At 44.5% G+C, this 16,519-nt stretch carries 18 protein-coding genes and 1 pseudogene; all 19 read right to left on the bottom strand.

Features of this window, described 5'->3' with window-relative positions; translation table 11 throughout:
• Positions 1–659 (bottom strand): FHIPEP family type III secretion protein (locus QZZ55_RS00405; RefSeq protein WP_293264388.1); only part of this gene is annotated, 659 nt, incomplete at its 3' end.
• Between the two features lie 121 nt (positions 660–780).
• On the bottom strand, positions 781–1,917 hold the full coding sequence (flhB, locus tag QZZ55_RS00400; protein ID WP_293264138.1) for a flagellar biosynthesis protein FlhB: 1,137 nt from the start codon (positions 1,915–1,917) through the stop codon (positions 781–783).
• A complete protein-coding gene (gene fliR / locus QZZ55_RS00395; RefSeq protein WP_293264136.1) occupies positions 1,910–2,695 on the bottom strand; it encodes a flagellar biosynthetic protein FliR in 786 nt (261 codons plus the stop codon). The genes flhB and fliR overlap by 8 nt, the downstream gene beginning before the upstream one ends.
• A 3-nt stretch (positions 2,696–2,698) precedes the next feature.
• On the bottom strand, positions 2,699–2,968 hold the full coding sequence (gene fliQ, locus QZZ55_RS00390) for a flagellar biosynthesis protein FliQ (RefSeq protein WP_293264134.1): 270 nt from the start codon (positions 2,966–2,968) through the stop codon (positions 2,699–2,701).
• A gap of 9 nt (positions 2,969–2,977) precedes the next feature.
• Positions 2,978–3,715 carry a flagellar type III secretion system pore protein FliP gene (gene fliP / locus QZZ55_RS00385; RefSeq protein ID WP_293264132.1) on the bottom strand — a complete coding sequence of 246 codons (738 nt, stop codon included), beginning with the start codon at positions 3,713–3,715 and terminating at the stop codon, positions 2,978–2,980.
• Positions 3,712–4,125 (bottom strand): flagellar biosynthetic protein FliO, encoded by a 414-nt coding sequence (gene fliO / locus QZZ55_RS00380; RefSeq protein WP_293264130.1) that lies wholly within the window; start codon positions 4,123–4,125, stop codon positions 3,712–3,714. The genes fliP and fliO overlap by 4 nt, the downstream gene beginning before the upstream one ends.
• Positions 4,126–4,139: 14 nt before the next feature.
• A complete protein-coding gene (fliN, locus tag QZZ55_RS00375; RefSeq protein WP_293264128.1) occupies positions 4,140–4,547 on the bottom strand; it encodes a flagellar motor switch protein FliN in 408 nt (135 codons plus the stop codon).
• A gap of 25 nt (positions 4,548–4,572) precedes the next feature.
• Entirely contained in the window at positions 4,573–5,553 is a 981-nt protein-coding gene (fliM, locus tag QZZ55_RS00370) for a flagellar motor switch protein FliM (RefSeq protein ID WP_293264126.1), read from the bottom strand.
• A gap of 20 nt (positions 5,554–5,573) precedes the next feature.
• Positions 5,574–6,083: a flagellar basal body-associated FliL family protein gene (locus QZZ55_RS00365; RefSeq protein ID WP_293264124.1), complete on the bottom strand. Its 510-nt coding sequence runs from the start codon at positions 6,081–6,083 to the stop codon at positions 5,574–5,576.
• 84 nt (positions 6,084–6,167) lie between these two features.
• A complete protein-coding gene (locus tag QZZ55_RS19985) occupies positions 6,168–6,524 on the bottom strand; it encodes a flagellar hook-length control protein FliK (protein ID WP_366512293.1) in 357 nt (118 codons plus the stop codon).
• A gap of 416 nt (positions 6,525–6,940) precedes the next feature.
• A pseudogene (locus QZZ55_RS19980) lies at positions 6,941–7,285 on the bottom strand (DUF4573 domain-containing protein); the annotation flags it as partial.
• A 911-nt stretch (positions 7,286–8,196) separates the two neighbouring features.
• The gene (fliJ, locus tag QZZ55_RS00355) at positions 8,197–8,640 is read right to left on the bottom strand and encodes a flagellar export protein FliJ (RefSeq protein ID WP_293264120.1); all 444 of its coding nucleotides are present in this window, start codon (positions 8,638–8,640) and stop codon (positions 8,197–8,199) included.
• Positions 8,641–8,642: 2 nt separating this feature from the next.
• Positions 8,643–9,989: a flagellar protein export ATPase FliI gene (gene fliI / locus QZZ55_RS00350; protein WP_293264118.1), complete on the bottom strand. Its 1,347-nt coding sequence runs from the start codon at positions 9,987–9,989 to the stop codon at positions 8,643–8,645.
• Positions 9,976–10,782: a FliH/SctL family protein gene (locus QZZ55_RS00345; protein WP_293264116.1), complete on the bottom strand. Its 807-nt coding sequence runs from the start codon at positions 10,780–10,782 to the stop codon at positions 9,976–9,978. The genes fliI and QZZ55_RS00345 overlap by 14 nt, the downstream gene beginning before the upstream one ends.
• 35 nt (positions 10,783–10,817) lie before the next feature.
• Complete coding sequence (gene fliG / locus QZZ55_RS00340) at positions 10,818–11,822, bottom strand: flagellar motor switch protein FliG (protein WP_293264114.1); 1,005 nt, start codon at positions 11,820–11,822, stop codon at positions 10,818–10,820.
• Positions 11,812–13,479 (bottom strand): flagellar basal-body MS-ring/collar protein FliF, encoded by a 1,668-nt coding sequence (gene fliF / locus QZZ55_RS00335; RefSeq protein WP_293264112.1) that lies wholly within the window; start codon positions 13,477–13,479, stop codon positions 11,812–11,814. Before fliF ends, fliG begins: the two co-directional genes overlap by 11 nt.
• 45 nt (positions 13,480–13,524) lie before the next feature.
• Positions 13,525–13,875 carry a flagellar hook-basal body complex protein FliE gene (gene fliE, locus QZZ55_RS00330; protein WP_293264110.1) on the bottom strand — a complete coding sequence of 117 codons (351 nt, stop codon included), beginning with the start codon at positions 13,873–13,875 and terminating at the stop codon, positions 13,525–13,527.
• Positions 13,876–14,049: 174 nt separating this feature from the next.
• Positions 14,050–14,676: a 3'-5' exonuclease gene (locus QZZ55_RS00325; protein WP_293264108.1), complete on the bottom strand. Its 627-nt coding sequence runs from the start codon at positions 14,674–14,676 to the stop codon at positions 14,050–14,052.
• Positions 14,676–16,508 (bottom strand): DUF294 nucleotidyltransferase-like domain-containing protein, encoded by a 1,833-nt coding sequence (locus QZZ55_RS00320; RefSeq protein WP_293264106.1) that lies wholly within the window; start codon positions 16,506–16,508, stop codon positions 14,676–14,678. Before QZZ55_RS00320 ends, QZZ55_RS00325 begins: the two co-directional genes overlap by 1 nt.
• Positions 16,509–16,519: the final 11 nt, after the last annotated feature.

Raw genomic sequence — 16,519 nt, 5'->3', positions numbered from 1 at the left:
AGCCCACCTAGAATATTGATAACAAGTATCAATATTCCGGCAACAGCATCACCCCTAACAAACTTAGAAGCACCATCCATAGACCCATAAAAATCGGCCTCCTGCGTCACATCTTGACGCCTTACTTTGGCTTCTTCCTGATTAATGAGCCCGGCATTTAAATCAGCATCGATTGCCATTTGCTTGCCCGGCATTGCATCCAAAGTAAAACGCGCACTTACTTCTGAAATACGGCCAGCACCTTTAGTTACAACAACAAAATTAATAATAACCAGTATTAAAAACACAACAATACCGACTACATAATTACCGCCAATTACAACAGAACCAAAGGCCTCAATCACCTTGCCCGCCGCATCTCCTCCTTCATGACCATACAGAAGCACAACACGGGTTGAAGCAACATTAAGAGCTAAGCGCATCAATGTTGCTACTAACAAAATCGTAGGAAACACAGCAAAATCTAATGGGCGAAGAGAATAAACACCGACAAGGAGTACGACGATAGATAGGGCAATATTAAACGTAAATAAAACATCAAGAAGAAAAGTGGGCACAGGCAAAGTAACCATTGCCAAAATAATCAGCAATAGAAAAGGAACACCCAGATTGCCCCGGCTCGCGCCACGCGCATTACTTAATAAAGCAGCTCTATCCAACACATTCTCACGTCAAAAAAATGGCATTCAAAAAAACAACGCCATTTATTTGACATAAAAATAACTTTAATGCAAATAAACAGCCTATCTAGCCATTGATTTGCAAAATTCGAGCCACAAATTAATCATGGCGATAGTCCTGGGGTATATCCATATCCCGATCTCTCAGCGCAACAGGCTTATCAGATTGATTGTCCTTATAGCGCTTTAACTGAAAAACATATGCCAACACCTGAGCAACCGCTTTATACAAAGCTGCTGGGACTTCTTGGTCAATTTCTGTACTGTGGTATAAAGCTCTAGCTAAAGGCGGCGTGGATAGAATAGGGACATCATGCTCTTTTGCAATTTCTCGGATTTTCAATGCAACGAAATCGGCACCCTTAGCAACGACAACAGGCGCATCACGCTCACCTGACATATATTTAAGCGCGATGGAGTAATGTGTCGGGTTAGTAATAACAACATCGGCACTAGGAACATCCGTCATCATCTGACGCTGAGCTATTTCACGCTGCATCTGCCGAATTCGTCCCTTCACCTCAGGCTTCCCTTCCGTATTTTTCATTTCATCTTTTACTTCCTGCAACGTCATTTTTAGCTTTTCTGAATAATCATGTAACTGAAAAGGAACATCGATTAAAGAGATAATAATTAAGCTACTGCTAATCACCAAAAAAGCCCAACCGACCAACTCAACAGCGTGCGAAATAGCCACTCTCACATCCTGCCCACCCAAAGCAAAGAGTTCCGGCATTAACAACATCAGCACCGTAATGGCAAACCCCGTAACCAATGCAAACTTAGCAAATGCCTTGGCCAATTCCACTAATGCCTTTACAGAGAACATTCGCTTTATCCCCGCCAAAGGATTAAGGCGACTCATTTTTGGCTGTATCGCCTGAGCGCTAAAGTTCAGCCCTCCCAGCGCCATTGGACCAATGAGAGCCGCCAATGCAACCATCACCATAAAACCCAACACAGCCCATATAGACTCCACGACAGAGGCGCCAAAATTAATTAACATCAGCCTGCTATCAAAAAGCTCCTCTCTACTTAGCTCAAAATTACTCGCCATCATGGCGGCTATTCGTTGTCCAGCACCCGTTCCAAACAGTAACATAGCACCCGCTGCAGCTAACAAAAGTGCTGTGGCATTCAGCTCTTTTGAGCGTGGAATATCCCCTTTTTCTCGCGCCTCTCGCAAACGCTTAGGGGTGGGGTCTTCGGTTTTTTCTTGCCCTGATTCTTCAGCCACTTGTCACCTCCAACAACTGCCCAATAACGCCAAGTGCGTGATCAGCTATTAACTCAAACTGCCCCAAGAAACCCGAGAGACTAATCCATGTAATTAACAAACCCATCACCATTGTGAAAGGAAAACCAATGGCAAATATATTCAACTGAGGCGCTGCTTTGGTCATAATACCAAAAGACAAATTAATAACGAGCAACGAGGTAACGGCCGGCAAAGACATGAGCAGCGCACCACTAAACATCCACGTCCCTGCCAATGCTATATCCATAAACTTAATAGCCGTAAAGTTAACGACAGCGACCGGCAATACATCAAAGCTTTGCACAATCACATTAAACATAACTAAATGCCCATTCATCGCAAGAAACATCAATGTCGTGAGCATCAAATAAAATTGCCCCAAAACAACGACAGATACACCATTAACAGGATCTGTCATTGAAGCAAACCCCAACCCCATTTGGTTTGCGATCAACTGCCCACCAACAGCAAAAATTTGAAACATTATATGCAAGGTAAAACCCAAAGCCGCACCGATTATTATCTGCTGAGCAATTAGTATGTAAGTGCCAAATGACAAACCATCAACAATAGGGGGAGTAGGAAGTACCGGGAGCAATATAATGGTCATAGTCAGTGCTAATCCCAGCCGAATACGCATTGGCACCAACTGCGTACCAATCATTGGCATTGCCATCAAAAAAGAAGCGATTCGAAAAAAAGGAAATACAAAGGTAGATATCCACTGCTCTTGATGCAGCAAATCCAGATCTAACATAAGCTACCCGATCATAACCGGTATGCTTTCAAATATTTTATGAAATTGATCTGATAGCTTGGTGACCATCCAAGGCCCCATGAACAGAATAATTAATAAAATAACCATCAAACGAGGCAAAAAGCTTAACGTTTGTTCGTTTATTTGTGTTGCCGCCTGAAAAATGGCAATCATCAAACCAACTAGCAAACTAGGAACGACAATGACCAAAACCAGAGTAATCACAAGCCATATTGCCTCTCCAAAAACATCGAGCATCATCTGAGGTGTCATGCCAAACTCCTAGATTCCAAAACTGGCAGCAAGCGTACCGATAATCATAGCCCACCCATCAACTAAGACAAACAACATAATTTTAAAGGGCAAAGAGATAATCACAGGAGAAAGCATCATCATCCCCATAGCCATCAAAACACTTGCTACTACAAGGTCAATAACCAAAAAAGGTATAAATAGCATAAAACCAATCTGAAAAGCCGTTTTTAACTCACTCGTTACAAAGGCAGGCACCAATACAGTGAAAGGCACTTGGTCTGAAGATTCTATAGGCGGCGATTTCGAAATACGCAGAAATAAATTCAAATCATTTTCACGTGTTTGCTGAAGCATAAATCTGTGAAAAGGCTCTCCTGCTGCCTGAATTGCATTAATTGTGTTCATCTCTTCATTTATGTAAGGCTGAATCGCCACCTCATTAACCTCTTCAAGTACAGGCGTCATAATGAAAAATGTTAAGAACATTGCCAAGCCAACCATCACTTGATTTGAAGGCGTTTGCTGCAAGCCCAAAGCCTGCCTGAGTATTGCAAAGACAATAATAATACGAGTGAACGATGTCATCATCATGATCATTGCTGGCAAAAAAGTCAGCATTGTCATTAGAGCAAGTATTTGAATCGTTACACTATAACTAGCGCCTCCGGCTTCATTTGTCGTCATATTAAATGCAGGAATGCCCACATCGGCAGCAACAACCTGACCAGACATCAAAACCAGCATGGCCATTAATGCCAGTCTCATTCAGCACTCCCTGCATCGATACTTTGTTTTAATTTTTTTGCAAACTCACCCTCAGAAGAAGAAACAAGAACCTTTTCCGAGAATGATTGCAGTAACGTTACGTTCCCTGGAGAAACCCCCAGTAGCAACTGTTTATCACCAACTTCAATTAAAACAGCACGCTCACGAGTACCCAGGGACAAAGAAGATACAACTTTCATTTTTTGATGAGTTTGCTGTAAGTTGGAAACTCTACGTAAAACCCATGCAAGCGCAAAAATAACAGCAATGACTAACGCTAAGCCTAATAGCATCTGAATAATAGCCTGGGACGTGAGCACATCTTCACGAACGGCATCCACAGCTGCATCCTCTGCAGCCAAAGATATGTCCGAAATAAGTAATAGAGCTACGGCACTTAAGCCTTTCAAACAATAACTCATCATCAACGCAGGTGCTTGATACGCTCTTGAGGGCTAATTACGTCCGTTAATCGGATACCGTAGCGATCATTTACCACCACGACTTCTCCATGGGCAATCAAAGTCCCATTCACCATAACATCTAACGGCTCCCCTGCCACACGATCTAATTCAACCACAGAACCTTGACTTAGCTGTAGCAAGTTTCTAATTGATATATCAGTATTTCCTACCTCCATCGACAATGTCACTGGAATATCAAGAATCACATCCAATTTAGGGTCTGAGATAGGAACAGACTCATCCATTAATTCGTCAAAATCAACAGAGGCAGCAGCCTCTCCTGTTTGCTCTTCTAATGCAGAAGCCCACTCGTCAGCCATTGCCTGCTGGCTATCACCCGCTTCATTACTTTCTATTTCATCACTCATACTGACAACTCTGGCAGTTTACGCATTATTCATGCTTAGCTATTTGATCAACAATTTTAACAGCAAGATTGCCGCGCGATGTTCCCATCTTGCAATTAAATACAGGAACAGAGTTAGCTTTCAAGGTTAAGTTCTCAGGTATTTCAATTGGAATAATGTCTCCAGGTTCCAGCGCCATTACATTACGAAGTGTTAGCTCACGTTTTGCAACACACAAGTCCAGCTTCATCGGAGCCAAAATAATATCTCGCCGCAAGGATTTAACCCATCGATCATCCTTTTCTTCTTCTGAGCGCTGAAAACCTGAGACCAACATGTCACGTATAGGTTCAAGCATTGAATAAGGCATGGTGATATGAAACTCACCAGCCCCACCCTCCAAGTCAACCTGGAACGTGCTCACGACAACCACTTCAGAAGGACTCACTGCATTTGCCATAGCAGGGTTCATTTCATGACCAACTCGCTGAAAAGAGAGTTCCATCACGGGCTTCCAAGCTTCCACCAAATCCATAAAAAATAGATCTAACGCTTTATAAACCAGACGTGTTTCAGTCGGCGTAAAGTCACGCCCTTCAATTTTGGCATGACGTCCATCCCCACCAAAAAAATTATCAACTAACTTAAAAACTAATTTGGCATCCATAATAAATAAGGCAGTCCCTCTAAGAGGAGGCACTCTAACTAGATTCATACTCGTCGGGACATAAAGAGTATGAATATAGTCACCATATTTCATGACCTGAATACCACCGACCGTAACGTCAGTCGTTTTTCTTAGCAAATCAAACAAGCTATTACGCGTAAAGCGAGCGAAACGCTCATTTATCATTTCAAGCGTTGGCATTCGGCCACGAACTATACGCTCATGACTGGCTAAATCATAAGGCCTAACGTCACCAGATTCATACTCCTCTGGCTCCTCGACCGTTTCAACATCTCCATCATCAACGCCGTGAAGAAGCGCGTCAATTTCCTCTTGAGATAGCAGATCTTTAACCGACATTGATATTCAGTCTCCCGACTTTACTGCATCACAAAATCAGTAAATAGAATTTTCTCGATACCTGGCTTACCTATTTTTTCCTGCAAGAACTCTTGAACCAGCTGAGTAGACGCATGACGTAATTTCTCTTTACCTTCAATTGTTTGCAAATCATCAAAGGATTGTGAGCTAAACAAATGATTTAATCGCGAAACAACAAGCGGCATGTGCAAAGTCAACGCATCTACAACATCCTGATCTCTGCTTTTTGCTTCAACAAAAGTTCGCAAAAAATGCCTTTTCCCATCGGTCGATTTTAACGTTGCCACAAAAGAAGGCTTCCCTCCTAAAGTACGAACTTTAGAGTAGATAGCTTCTTTTCGTACAGGTTCTGCAGCCACTGCTGGTGTTTCGGACTCACCTCCCAACAAGAAATAAGCCCCTCCAGCACCTAATAATGCTACAACTACAGCCCCAATTATTGCAAAAATAATAAGTTTCTTTTTTGATTTTCCGCCTTCAGTACCTTCAGCAGCTTTCTCTTCCGCCATCACAAACCTCAAAAATTATTACAATACAGAATAGGCTCAAAGACCCATCGCTTAAATATAACATATAGAGAGGCAGACTATCGTTTATGCATAATAATCTACTAAAGATAATCCTACATTGCCTTTTTCCGGTAAGTCCTCAGCAACCGACTCACTAGAAGGGGCGTAGTTATTATCAGCCGACATTTCTTTTTGGCTCCTTCCTTGGCCAGAAGCTTGATCATCAACCAACGATTCACCAAGATTCATGCCTTGCTCAGCTAGCATTTCACGAAGTCGCGGCAAACTTTGCTCGACCGCATCTCTAACCCCCGCATGTGGAGAAGTGAAAGTTACACTGACCTGCTCCTGAAAAATTTGTAACTTAACTTGTAATGAGCCTAACTCAGGCGGATCCAGCTGAATGGTCGCTGTTTGTACTTGCTGATTGGCTGCCCACATAACTCTCTCGGACATTGCCTGCTGCCAACCAGGGTGGACAGGCGGCATCCCTGCAGGCATTTGCATCTGAACAGCCGACGCAGGCTTAATTAGCGTCGGCTGATGGGTCGCCCCAAAAGAGTGAACATCTGTCATTCTATCTCTGACTGGAACCACATCCACAGGTTCTACTGAGCCTTGCCCTGCACCACCTCCTTTACTGAACTCATTCCTCGAGCCAACAGGCAAAGATAAAGCAGCGGCTTGTTGTTCAAATGTACTGCCAACCGGCAATGTCGGCTGATGCGATGCATTCACCCCTACTGTCGGCTTTACTAATACATCGAGCTTACTGGGTGCACTTGAAATTATTGAAGACCCTACCTCCTCTCTTACGGCTGAAGTACGCCCCTCCTGCAATTGCCGCTCCATAAACTTCATCTCCGCCACAGGTGCTGCAGGAGTAGACTGCACCACCTGAGATGCCTGAACGTCAACTGCCTGAGCAGCCTGAGCGGCCTGAGCGGTCTGAGCGGTCTGAGCAGTCTGAGCGGTCTGAGCAGCCTGAGCGGTCTGAGCAGTCTGAGCAGTCTGAGCTGCCTGAGCGGTCTGAGCGGTCTGAGCGGTCTGAGCTGCCTGAGCGGTCTGAGCGGTCTGAGCTGCCTGAGCGGTCTGAGCGGTCTGAGCGGTCTGAGCGGTCTGAGCGGTCTGAGCGGTCTGAGCGGCCTGAGCGGTCTGAGCGGTCTGAGCGGTCTGAGCGGCCTGAGCGGTCTGAGCGGTCTGAGCGGTCTGAGCGGTCTGAGCGGTCTGAGCGGCCTGAGCGGTCTGAGCGGCCTGAGCGGTCTGAGCGGCCTGAGCGGTCTGAGCGGTCTGAGCGGTCTGAGCGGTCTGAGCGGTCTGAGAGGTCTGAGCGGTCTGAGCGGTCTGAGCTGTCTGAGCTGTCTGAGCTGCCTGAGCTGCCTGAGCGGTCTGAGCTGTCTGAGCTGTCTGAGCTGTCTGAGCTGTCTGAGCTATCTGAGCTGTCTGAGCTGTCTGAGCTGTCTGAGCGGCCTGAGCTGCCTGAGCTGTCTGAGCTGTCTGAGCGGCCTGAGCGGCCTGAGCGGCCTGAGCAGCTTGAACCGCCTGCTCCACAGGAGAAACAAGTGCACCTAACACTCCCTGAGCAGGCAGCGTCTGAGCTCCACCAGATGACGCCATACTCCCCGAGGCCAGTTGTTCAGAAGTAATCATACGTAAAGCCCCAACAGGACCCGGGGCCGTCAACGCCACATACTCTCCATCAACACCTCCCTTAGAAGAAACCGAGGATTCCGGCAATTCTTCAAAGAAAGTCGGCAACAATTTTCCTTCCGCAGGCAATTCAGTTCCTGCCCCATCAACCGATAGCGACAAGCCAGCAGATGTATCCCCACCCAAACCCGCCTCTTTTAAAACCAAACCAAAAGAAGAGGACGTTAACGAGCTGCCTGTTAATGGAGCGCTGGGCAAGGCAGCGTTCAAAGCTGCAGGCTGAAGAAGAACATTAACTTGAGAAACTTGAGAAGCCATAAAGTTTTCCGCCAATTAAACTTGATATAGTTACTGGAGCAAAAACAAGGCCAATTCATAAAAAATAAAGATCATGCAAGATCTTAAGTAGAAGGAAGGGAACATCTTATTTTATGGCGCTCTATAAAATACCTCTAATAAAAACTTAAATGTAGTTAGTTTTAGTCAGCTGCGAACGCTCATCAAGCTGCTTCTGAAGTGCCTTATCAATAGCTTTTTGTTCATTATCGAGCGCCTTATCGACCAAAGAGTCAATAGCCTTGAACTTCCCGTGCATTTGCGCCCAATGCTGCTTCACATGCTCTAATTGTTTTTTATTCATTTGCATAGATTTTTTATGCTGCTCAATCGCCACCGCAATTTTATTCATAAAAGCCTGATAGTTTCTTAGCTGATCAATAGCCAAACCACTCTCTGATTCTTGACGATAAGTTTGTTGATATTCAGATAAGTAAAGCTCCAACTGAATTAATTGATTTTTATCAGTCTCCACCCGCTGAATATGCTCAGCAAGAAACCGCTCAGCATCTTTTTTTCGCTTCTCAGCCAAATCTAGTACAACTTTTAGGCGCCCCGAACGTTTTTTCATACTCACCTAACAGGCTCACTGGGTTGCAGAGCCATATTTAATAACTTCACACTATCCTCAACACCGCATGCCTCATTCAACTCTTGCTGTAAGAATTTCTGCATGGTTGGCATCCTCTCAATAGCAAAGTCTGTCGTTGCATCACTTCCACGAACATAAGCACCTACCGATATCAAATCTTCATTCTGTTGATATTTTGAGTATAGCTGCTTAAATTTCATAGCAGTAGCCATGTGCTCCGGTGTAACAATCTGCGGCATCGCACGACTAATTGAAGCCTCAACATCAATGGCTGGATAATGACCTTGCTCAGCAAGGCGGCGTGACAACACTATATGGCCGTCCAGTATAGCTCGCGCAGCATCCGCCACAGGATCTTGCTGATCATCACCCTCTGTCAGCACAGTATAAAAAGCGGTAACCGACCCCTTTCCTGTTGCATCATTACCAGCACGTTCAACTAATTTAGGGAGCTTAGCAAACACAGAAGGAGGATAACCCTTTGTCGCAGGAGGCTCCCCTATTGCTAACGCAATTTCACGCTGCGCTTGAGCATAGCGAGTCAAGGAATCCATTAACAACAGCACATTTTTACCCTGCGCTCGAAAATATTCAGCAATACGCGTTGCCAACTGTGAAGCACGTAAACGCATAAGGGGAGAGTCATCCGCTGGCGACGCTACCACAACAGAGCGCGCCAAACCCTCCACACCTAAGTTATGATCAATAAATTCCTTTACTTCTCGACCACGCTCACCAATCAACCCAACGACTGTAATATCTGCCTCCGTTGCCCTTGTCATCATACCAAGCAAAACAGATTTACCAACGCCACTACCAGCAAACAACCCCAAGCGCTGCCCTTTACCAACCGTTAGCAAAGCATTAATCGCTTTTATACCCACATCAAGCGTATTAACGATAGGAAAACGCGACAGCGGATTAATAACCTCTCCTGCTAGCGTAGTGGTTTGTTCACAATCCAAAGGCCCTTTACCATCGAGAGGCTCCCCAACACCACTTAGTACTCGCCCCAACAAACCAAACCCAACAGGCACATCTCGCCCAGCCCTGAGAGGAATAACTTTTGCTCCAGCAGAAAGCCCCTCAACTGCGTGTAAGGGCATTAAATATATTCGATCACCAGAGAAACCAACCACCTCAGCCTCAATTTCATGAGCAGCCGAAATCACAATCAGGCAATTGTCACCCACAGCGACTTGCAAGCCCACAGCCTCAATAGTGAGGCCAATTAAGCGCGTTATACGCCCCTCAATTCGTGGCTCGGGACTAGATAAAGGAGAATTGGTCAAGCTTCTAATTGTTTGAGACAGGTCAACTCGGCTCATCACCACTCTCCTTATGACCAGGAGCAGGATTACCGTCAAGATCGCGGCTATCGACAAGCCGCTGCTTTTGCAGCCGCTCATTCAATTGAGCAGACACATCTGAAAACCGCGATTCCATACAATAGTCAATAACACTGTCATCCGTTGACACCACACAACCACCAGGAATTAATTGCTCATCGGCTACTACACGCCATCGAGGCTGATGCTCAGCCATCAACACTACCGCTTCTACATCACTGGGGTTAACCTTAATCACCAACTCCCCAGATTGCTTAGGGAGCAACTCGACAGCCTCTGAAACTGAAGTACGAACAATATCTTTATAATCGGTAGCTTGGTGCTTCGTTATAGTACGCGCAACATGAAGAGACAACTCAGTAACCAATTCTGCAATTTGATCATGCTGTTTTTGCAAAGGTAAGTCCAACGCATTAATCAGCGCCTCTAGACTTTTAACCCTCTCATCAATGATCGACTTACCTCGCTCTAACCCTTCCTCAAAACCACGCCGATCTCCTTCCTGAAAACCCAATTCATGCCCTGCAACCTTACCCGACTCATGACCCTCATCAAAAGCTCGCTCGCGAATATCTTCAAGCTCAGATAATGTAACCTTCTCAGCAACAATCTCTTCATCAACAACAGTAATCGGGTCTTCTTTTGGTGCTACTGGCTTCGTAAGAAAGCCAACAACATGACCACCAGCCACCTCTGGGAGCAGCCAACTTTCTATAGGCTGATCCAGATCGGATGACTCAAAACGAACAGGCAACTTATTAGGCGATTTCATAGCGATAACTTGTTAGACGATTTCATAGCGACAACTCAAACCATCTCATCGCCACCACCACCTAGCATAATCTCTCCCTCATCTGCTAGACGACGCGCCACTGTAAGAATTTCTTTTTGCGCTTCTTCCACTTCACTCACACGAACCGGACCTTTCGCCTCTAAATCATCGCGAAGCAACTCTGCTGCACGCTTAGACATGTTTTTAAATATTTTTTCCTGCAGCGCAGTTTCAGCCCCTTTAAGGGCTATGATTAGCACATCAGTAGACACTTCACGTAAAATAACCTGAATACCTCGATCATCGACATCAATCAGATTATCAAATACAAACATAAGATCTTGTATCTGCGTAGCCAAGCCATCATCTACTTCACGAATACTCTCCATTAATTCAGCCTCGATAGTGCTATCAATGAAGTTCATTATTTCTGATGCCTGCTTCACTCCACCCAAGGTTCTAGACTGCCCTGCTTTAGCAGTACTAAACTGCCCTTCAAGCATATCATTAAGCTCCTGAAGGGCCTGAGGCTGTATTCGATCTAATGCAGCAACACGCATAACGATATCCAACCGCACTTTGTCATCAAAAAATGCCAAAACATTCGCAGCCTGATCAGGATCAAGATAAGAAACAATAACGGCTTGAATTTGAGGGTGCTCGAACCGAACGGTTTCTGCAATTTGTCGAGGCTCCATCCAACGCATGGTATCCAAGCCTGACGTATTAGTACTCATTAGTATTCGATCAAGCAATGTTTTAGCTTTTTCTGTACCTAACGCTTGATTCAACATTGCACGGATATAACGATCGTTATTGATACCGATACCTGTTTGATCGCTCACCAAATGCATAAAATCAGAAACAACACCTTCAACTCGAGATTGAGGCACATTATCCAGCTGAGTCATTGCCTCGCCTATTAACTGCACCTGCTTAGGACCTAGATGCTTGAGGACTTCAGCTGCATCATCTTCACCCAAGCTAATAAGTAATATTGCCGCCTTTTCTATATCTGTTAACTCTGTATCAGCGCTCATCTTGACCAACCCATTGTTTTACCGCTTGTGCTACGCGAGCAGGGTCTTCCGCAATCATGCTGCGGACCGCATTAAGTTGATAATCATAACTTTCGTTAGGCGTAGGTAGAAGCGAATCGCCGCGATCTCCAAATGTCACCCTATCATCAGAAACAACGCCACCATCCAGCCCTTCCAGTTCCGCCGCCACATCACCCGAACCCTCTTCTCCAATAACAGAAACAACATCACCAGAAGCAGTTAGACTCTTAAGAACAGGGCGCAACACACCAAAGACCATTAACAAAACAAAAAGAACGGCCCCGACTTGTTTTGCTATATCCCATACCCAAGGCTCCATCCAAATGGGCACTTCTTCTTCGATGAATGGCTGCTCAACTACAAAAGGTGAGTTAATAACATTAATGCTATCCCCTCTCACTGCAGCATAACCCACCGCATCTTTCACTAAAATCCGCAATCTTTCCAATTCATTTGGGGCCCAAGGGGTTCTAGTTGACTCACCTGTTTCCCCATTAATAGACACAAGATCATCAACAACAACAGCAACAGATAGCCGCCCAACACGACCACTTTGATGCTTCGTATAAGAGATAGAGCGATCTAGCTCAAAATTTCGTGTAGCTTGCGTCCGATTGCTTCCAGGAACCGTACCACCTGCCGAACCTGCAGCTCCATTTGCAACCTCAGGCACAGAACTAGGCCCCGGCGGTTGATTAGATAACGCACCAGGAACACCCTGTGATGCCGCAACCCCCACCCTATTTTCATCTACAGTTTGCTCACTTCTCAACGCAGGCAAATCTGGATTAAAGAGTTCATCCGTTTGTTCCACTGATGTAAAGTCAATTTCAGCGGACACCTCTGCTCTAAAGCGCCCCTGGCCAACAACAGGAAGCAAAATACTATTAACTCTATTCAGCAACGTCTCTTCTACTTTTCTTGAGTATTCAAACTGCTTCGCCGCTAACACCACATCTTCATCTTCATCGCGAGAATTAAGGAGCTGCCCACGCTGATCAACAACAGTTACGTCCTTGACCTCCAACATAGGAATAGAAGACGCAACCAAATTAGCAATGGCAGCCACTTGTCCACGATCAATTTTGCGTCCCGCAAACAACTCTAAAAAAACTGATGCACTTGTTTTTCTTTGGTCGCGAACAAATACGGTTTGCTTTGGAATCGCAAGATGCACCCGCGCACCTCTAACCGCCACCATACTCGCTATAGTTCTGCCTAATTCGCCCTCTAAACCGCGGCGATATCTAGCGTTCTCCATAAACTGACTAGCACCGAGCCCTTGATCCTTATCCATAATTTCAAAGCCAACAGTTTTGTCGGCAGTAAAACCTTCTGAAGCAAGCTTCAGTCGCGCTTGGTGAACATACTCATTCGGGACAAGCACTGCTCGCCCATCACCTTCAAATTTATAAGGAATATTGTAAAGACGTAGCTGCTCTATAACTTCGTTGGCATCTACAAACTCAAGATTTGAAAACAAAACTCTATAATCGGGGGACTTTGACCACAAGACGACGGAGAAACCGATAGCAATACTCGCAGCCAAACCAACCATCAGACCAAACTGGCGTAAAATTGTCAGCTTATTAAAGCCTGACATTAATCCACCACCAGTGTTAGTTTGTAAAGCCATCGCATTGTTATCCATAGAACATTACAGCCAAAGTTTTTCTCATTATTAGATTGGCATTTTCATAACATCTTCATATGCAGCAACAAGCTTATTCCGCACTTGCGTCATCGCTTGAAAAGACACACTAGCTTTTTGCATCTGAATCATCACTTGCGTCAACTCAACGCGCGGGTCGCCTTGTTCATATGCTGTAGCCATACGACCAGCTTCCATTTGCGTGTCATTTACTTTATCAATAGCATTTTTGAGTAAGTCACCAAAACCCTCGCCATCAACCGGACGAACTGAGTCAGTTTTAAACATTGGCTTATCAACATGAGAAACACCTTGCTGAGCATCTGCTTTCAAGGCTCTCATCTGCATTAGCACATTATTTATGTCAGTTCGTTCAATCATTTCACGCCCCAGCACGACATTATATTGACATTAAGAATGCTGATATTAGCAAAATCACATACCAACTCTATGAAACGTCATTATTATGACACTTATTACTTAATATTATCCAGCATAATTTAGAATGCAAAAAGCGAGCCAATGGCTCGCTTTTTTATACTAATCTAACTCAGATTACCCGACTTCTGGCGGATCTCCGTACTTCAAGCGAACATACATTAACGCCACTGTTATAGCATCGCCCAGTGCCGTGTGCCTTTCCAGTATTGGAATATCTAATTTTTTAGATATCGTATCAAATCGAAGATCGACATTTCCTCCAACCATACGCCACTTAATAATGTCATGGTAAACATGAGACAGCTCAATTGCTTTACACGGCAGACCGAAGCCATACTTGGGGCGAATAAACTTATCAAGCATTCTTATATCGTAATTAACGTAATAGCCTAAAATGGGTCGATTCCCAACAAAAGCCAACACCTGCTCCAGCGCATCCTCTAACGCAATCCCATCAACTAGATCGGCAGCACGAATCTTATGAATCTTTATTGAGTCCCCAGTTAATGTTTTAGGTGGCTTTAGCTTAATATCCAACCTTTCACTCGTTAAGACTTTTTTCCCCTTAACTTTCACAGCCCCAATAGAAATAATATCTGCATTCTTGACATCCAAGCCTGTTGTTTCACAGTCTAATGAAACAACCTCATCACCATCATAAGGCTCAAACAAGTGCGCATAGGGACCCGACTTATGGCCCATCTTCTCTTTCATTCTTCTTATTGTTCTTGGGATAATCATTAACGGCTCCCTAAATGATAGTGCAACTCCAGGTGCTTCTTAAATCCTTTAACTATATGAAAAGCATCCCGCAGTAAATCTTTCTCCATTTTATTCATAGATTGCAAATCAAGGGTATTAGGCGTTAGATCAACACCTGCCGCTTGCTCGTCTGCTCGCTTAATTTGCTGACGTAACCGTAATTGAATAAACAAACCTAGCGCTTCTGCCAGATCTTTGGAGTGCTTATCTGTCATTGCCCCTATTTCCACAAGCGCCTCTAAGCGTTTAAATGTATTAGTAACAAGTATCTTATGCTCAAGCGCCATTGTGCGGACACCATGCACAATAGGAAAGATGCCGCCCTTTTTAACATCTAGCTGCCCACGCTCTTTCAAGTTTCCAAAGAACGTTAATGGCGTACTGAACTCCAGCGCGACTTTGGCAAAGTTCGAGAAAAAAGCATCATTATTTTTCAATGACTTAAAGAACCAGTTTCGAGCCGCTTTAAACAGCGCAGGATTACCAGCAACAGGCTTAGCGTCTACCGCTATTGCTAAATTCATTTGATCTTGCTCAGTCCAGCTTACAGACCAAGCCGACATCTTCTGAGTCCACTCACCTAAAGAATTAACCCATTCAGGGTTAGATACCATAATATTTCCAGGGCAAGGAGGATAACCAAATTCCATCAACTGCTCAGAGAAGCGATTCATCACCTCCTGCATATCTCTCCACACAAGACCATCTCTATAGATAATAGCGTTATCCTGATCAGTCTTCATGACTTGCTCACCACGCCCTTCTGACCCCATGACAACTAGACACACATGTGGCTGCATATCTGCCGGCACCATTATATCGAACAGCTTCGCCATGATTCGACCATTCATTGCTGCCAATAGATCCATTGCAAAGCGCGCTTTAACACCTTGGGAAACCAAGGACTTAATTAAATCATTTAAACCCTGCGCCGCAGTATGCAAATCCTCTAGCGTCTTAGCTCGCTCAATCCTCAAACCAATCACATGAGAGTGACTAGAAAAGAAACTCAACACATCCGTTAGATCAACAATACCCATCAACTCATTATCACGCATAACCACAACACGCTCGATTTGCTGCTGCGTCATAATAATCAGTGCATTAAATAGATAATCATTTGGATGAACGCTAATTAAACGATAAGTGGCTATTTCCGCAACCCCTGTATCAATAGAACACTCATTCATAACAACAGCATTTAGTAAGTCGGTACCGGTAACCATTCCATATCTCGTGCCCTTTTTAACAAGAACACAATCAACTTTTTTCTCACGCATCATGACAGTTGTTTCTTTAATAGTAGAAGCATCATCTACTATTAGCGGGGCACGCATAACCCCCTCACCTACTTGCGCCAACATGAACTCAGCCATGTCTTGGGAATCACCGTGCTGCTCTACAATTTCAGCCTTAGCAACAAGGTTTTGCTGGAAATAATCTGCAAATGATGAATTAGTTGAAACTAAATCCAGTACTGTTTTCGTTGGAATAATATGACAAATCGTTTCTTCTTCGGCGATAAAATTATGAATTGCATTACCTTTAATTGCAGACCAAGACCCGAAATAATCTTCATCCTCATAATGAACAAAAATATGCTCTTGCCTATCCGCCTCCCCCTCGTGCACCTCACTTTCTGACACTTTACCTTTCAGAACAACATACACACCCTCAGGGACCGAACCGGCCTGCATAATCACTTCATCTTTCTGAAAATATCCAATATCCAGAGTTTGTCGCAATAACGCCTGCTCTCGATCATCTAGCAGGCTGAAGGGCAAGTTATCCATATTGAAAGACGAAGGCATAATTATTCTCC

The organism is Neptunomonas sp. (assembly GCF_016744175.1).
Taxonomy (GTDB): domain Bacteria; phylum Pseudomonadota; class Gammaproteobacteria; order Pseudomonadales; family Balneatricaceae; genus Neptunomonas.
The sequence above is the reverse complement of the archived record's forward strand: the minus strand, read 5'-3'. Positions and strand labels throughout refer to the sequence as shown.

Bases quoted from the DNA above. Each gene is read 5' to 3' on its own strand.
- fliI (WP_293264118.1), bottom strand. From the start codon at position 9,989: ATGAGCCGAGTTGACCTGTCTCAAACAATTAGAAGCTTGACCAATTCT.
- QZZ55_RS00365 (WP_293264124.1), bottom strand. From the start codon at position 6,083: ATGGCGGAAGAGAAAGCTGCTGAAGGTACTGAAGGCGGAAAATCAAAA.
- fliJ (WP_293264120.1), bottom strand. From the start codon at position 8,640: ATGAAAAAACGTTCGGGGCGCCTAAAAGTTGTACTAGATTTGGCTGAG.
- QZZ55_RS19985 (WP_366512293.1), bottom strand. From the start codon at position 6,524: ATGTGGGCAGCCAATCAGCAAGTACAAACAGCGACCATTCAGCTGGAT.
- fliP (WP_293264132.1), bottom strand. From the start codon at position 3,715: ATGAGACTGGCATTAATGGCCATGCTGGTTTTGATGTCTGGTCAGGTT.
- fliR (WP_293264136.1), bottom strand. From the start codon at position 2,695: ATGTTAGATCTGGATTTGCTGCATCAAGAGCAGTGGATATCTACCTTT.
- QZZ55_RS00320 (WP_293264106.1), bottom strand. From the start codon at position 16,508: ATGCCTTCGTCTTTCAATATGGATAACTTGCCCTTCAGCCTGCTAGAT.
- fliQ (WP_293264134.1), bottom strand. From the start codon at position 2,968: ATGACACCTCAGATGATGCTCGATGTTTTTGGAGAGGCAATATGGCTT.
- fliG (WP_293264114.1), bottom strand. From the start codon at position 11,822: ATGAGCGCTGATACAGAGTTAACAGATATAGAAAAGGCGGCAATATTA.
- fliM (WP_293264126.1), bottom strand. From the start codon at position 5,553: ATGTCGGTTAAAGATCTGCTATCTCAAGAGGAAATTGACGCGCTTCTT.
- fliE (WP_293264110.1), bottom strand. From the start codon at position 13,875: ATGATTGAACGAACTGACATAAATAATGTGCTAATGCAGATGAGAGCC.
- fliF (WP_293264112.1), bottom strand. From the start codon at position 13,479: ATGGCTTTACAAACTAACACTGGTGGTGGATTAATGTCAGGCTTTAAT.
- fliN (WP_293264128.1), bottom strand. From the start codon at position 4,547: ATGAGTGATGAAATAGAAAGTAATGAAGCGGGTGATAGCCAGCAGGCA.
- QZZ55_RS00325 (WP_293264108.1), bottom strand. From the start codon at position 14,676: ATGATTATCCCAAGAACAATAAGAAGAATGAAAGAGAAGATGGGCCAT.
- QZZ55_RS00345 (WP_293264116.1), bottom strand. From the start codon at position 10,782: ATGAAATCGCCTAATAAGTTGCCTGTTCGTTTTGAGTCATCCGATCTG.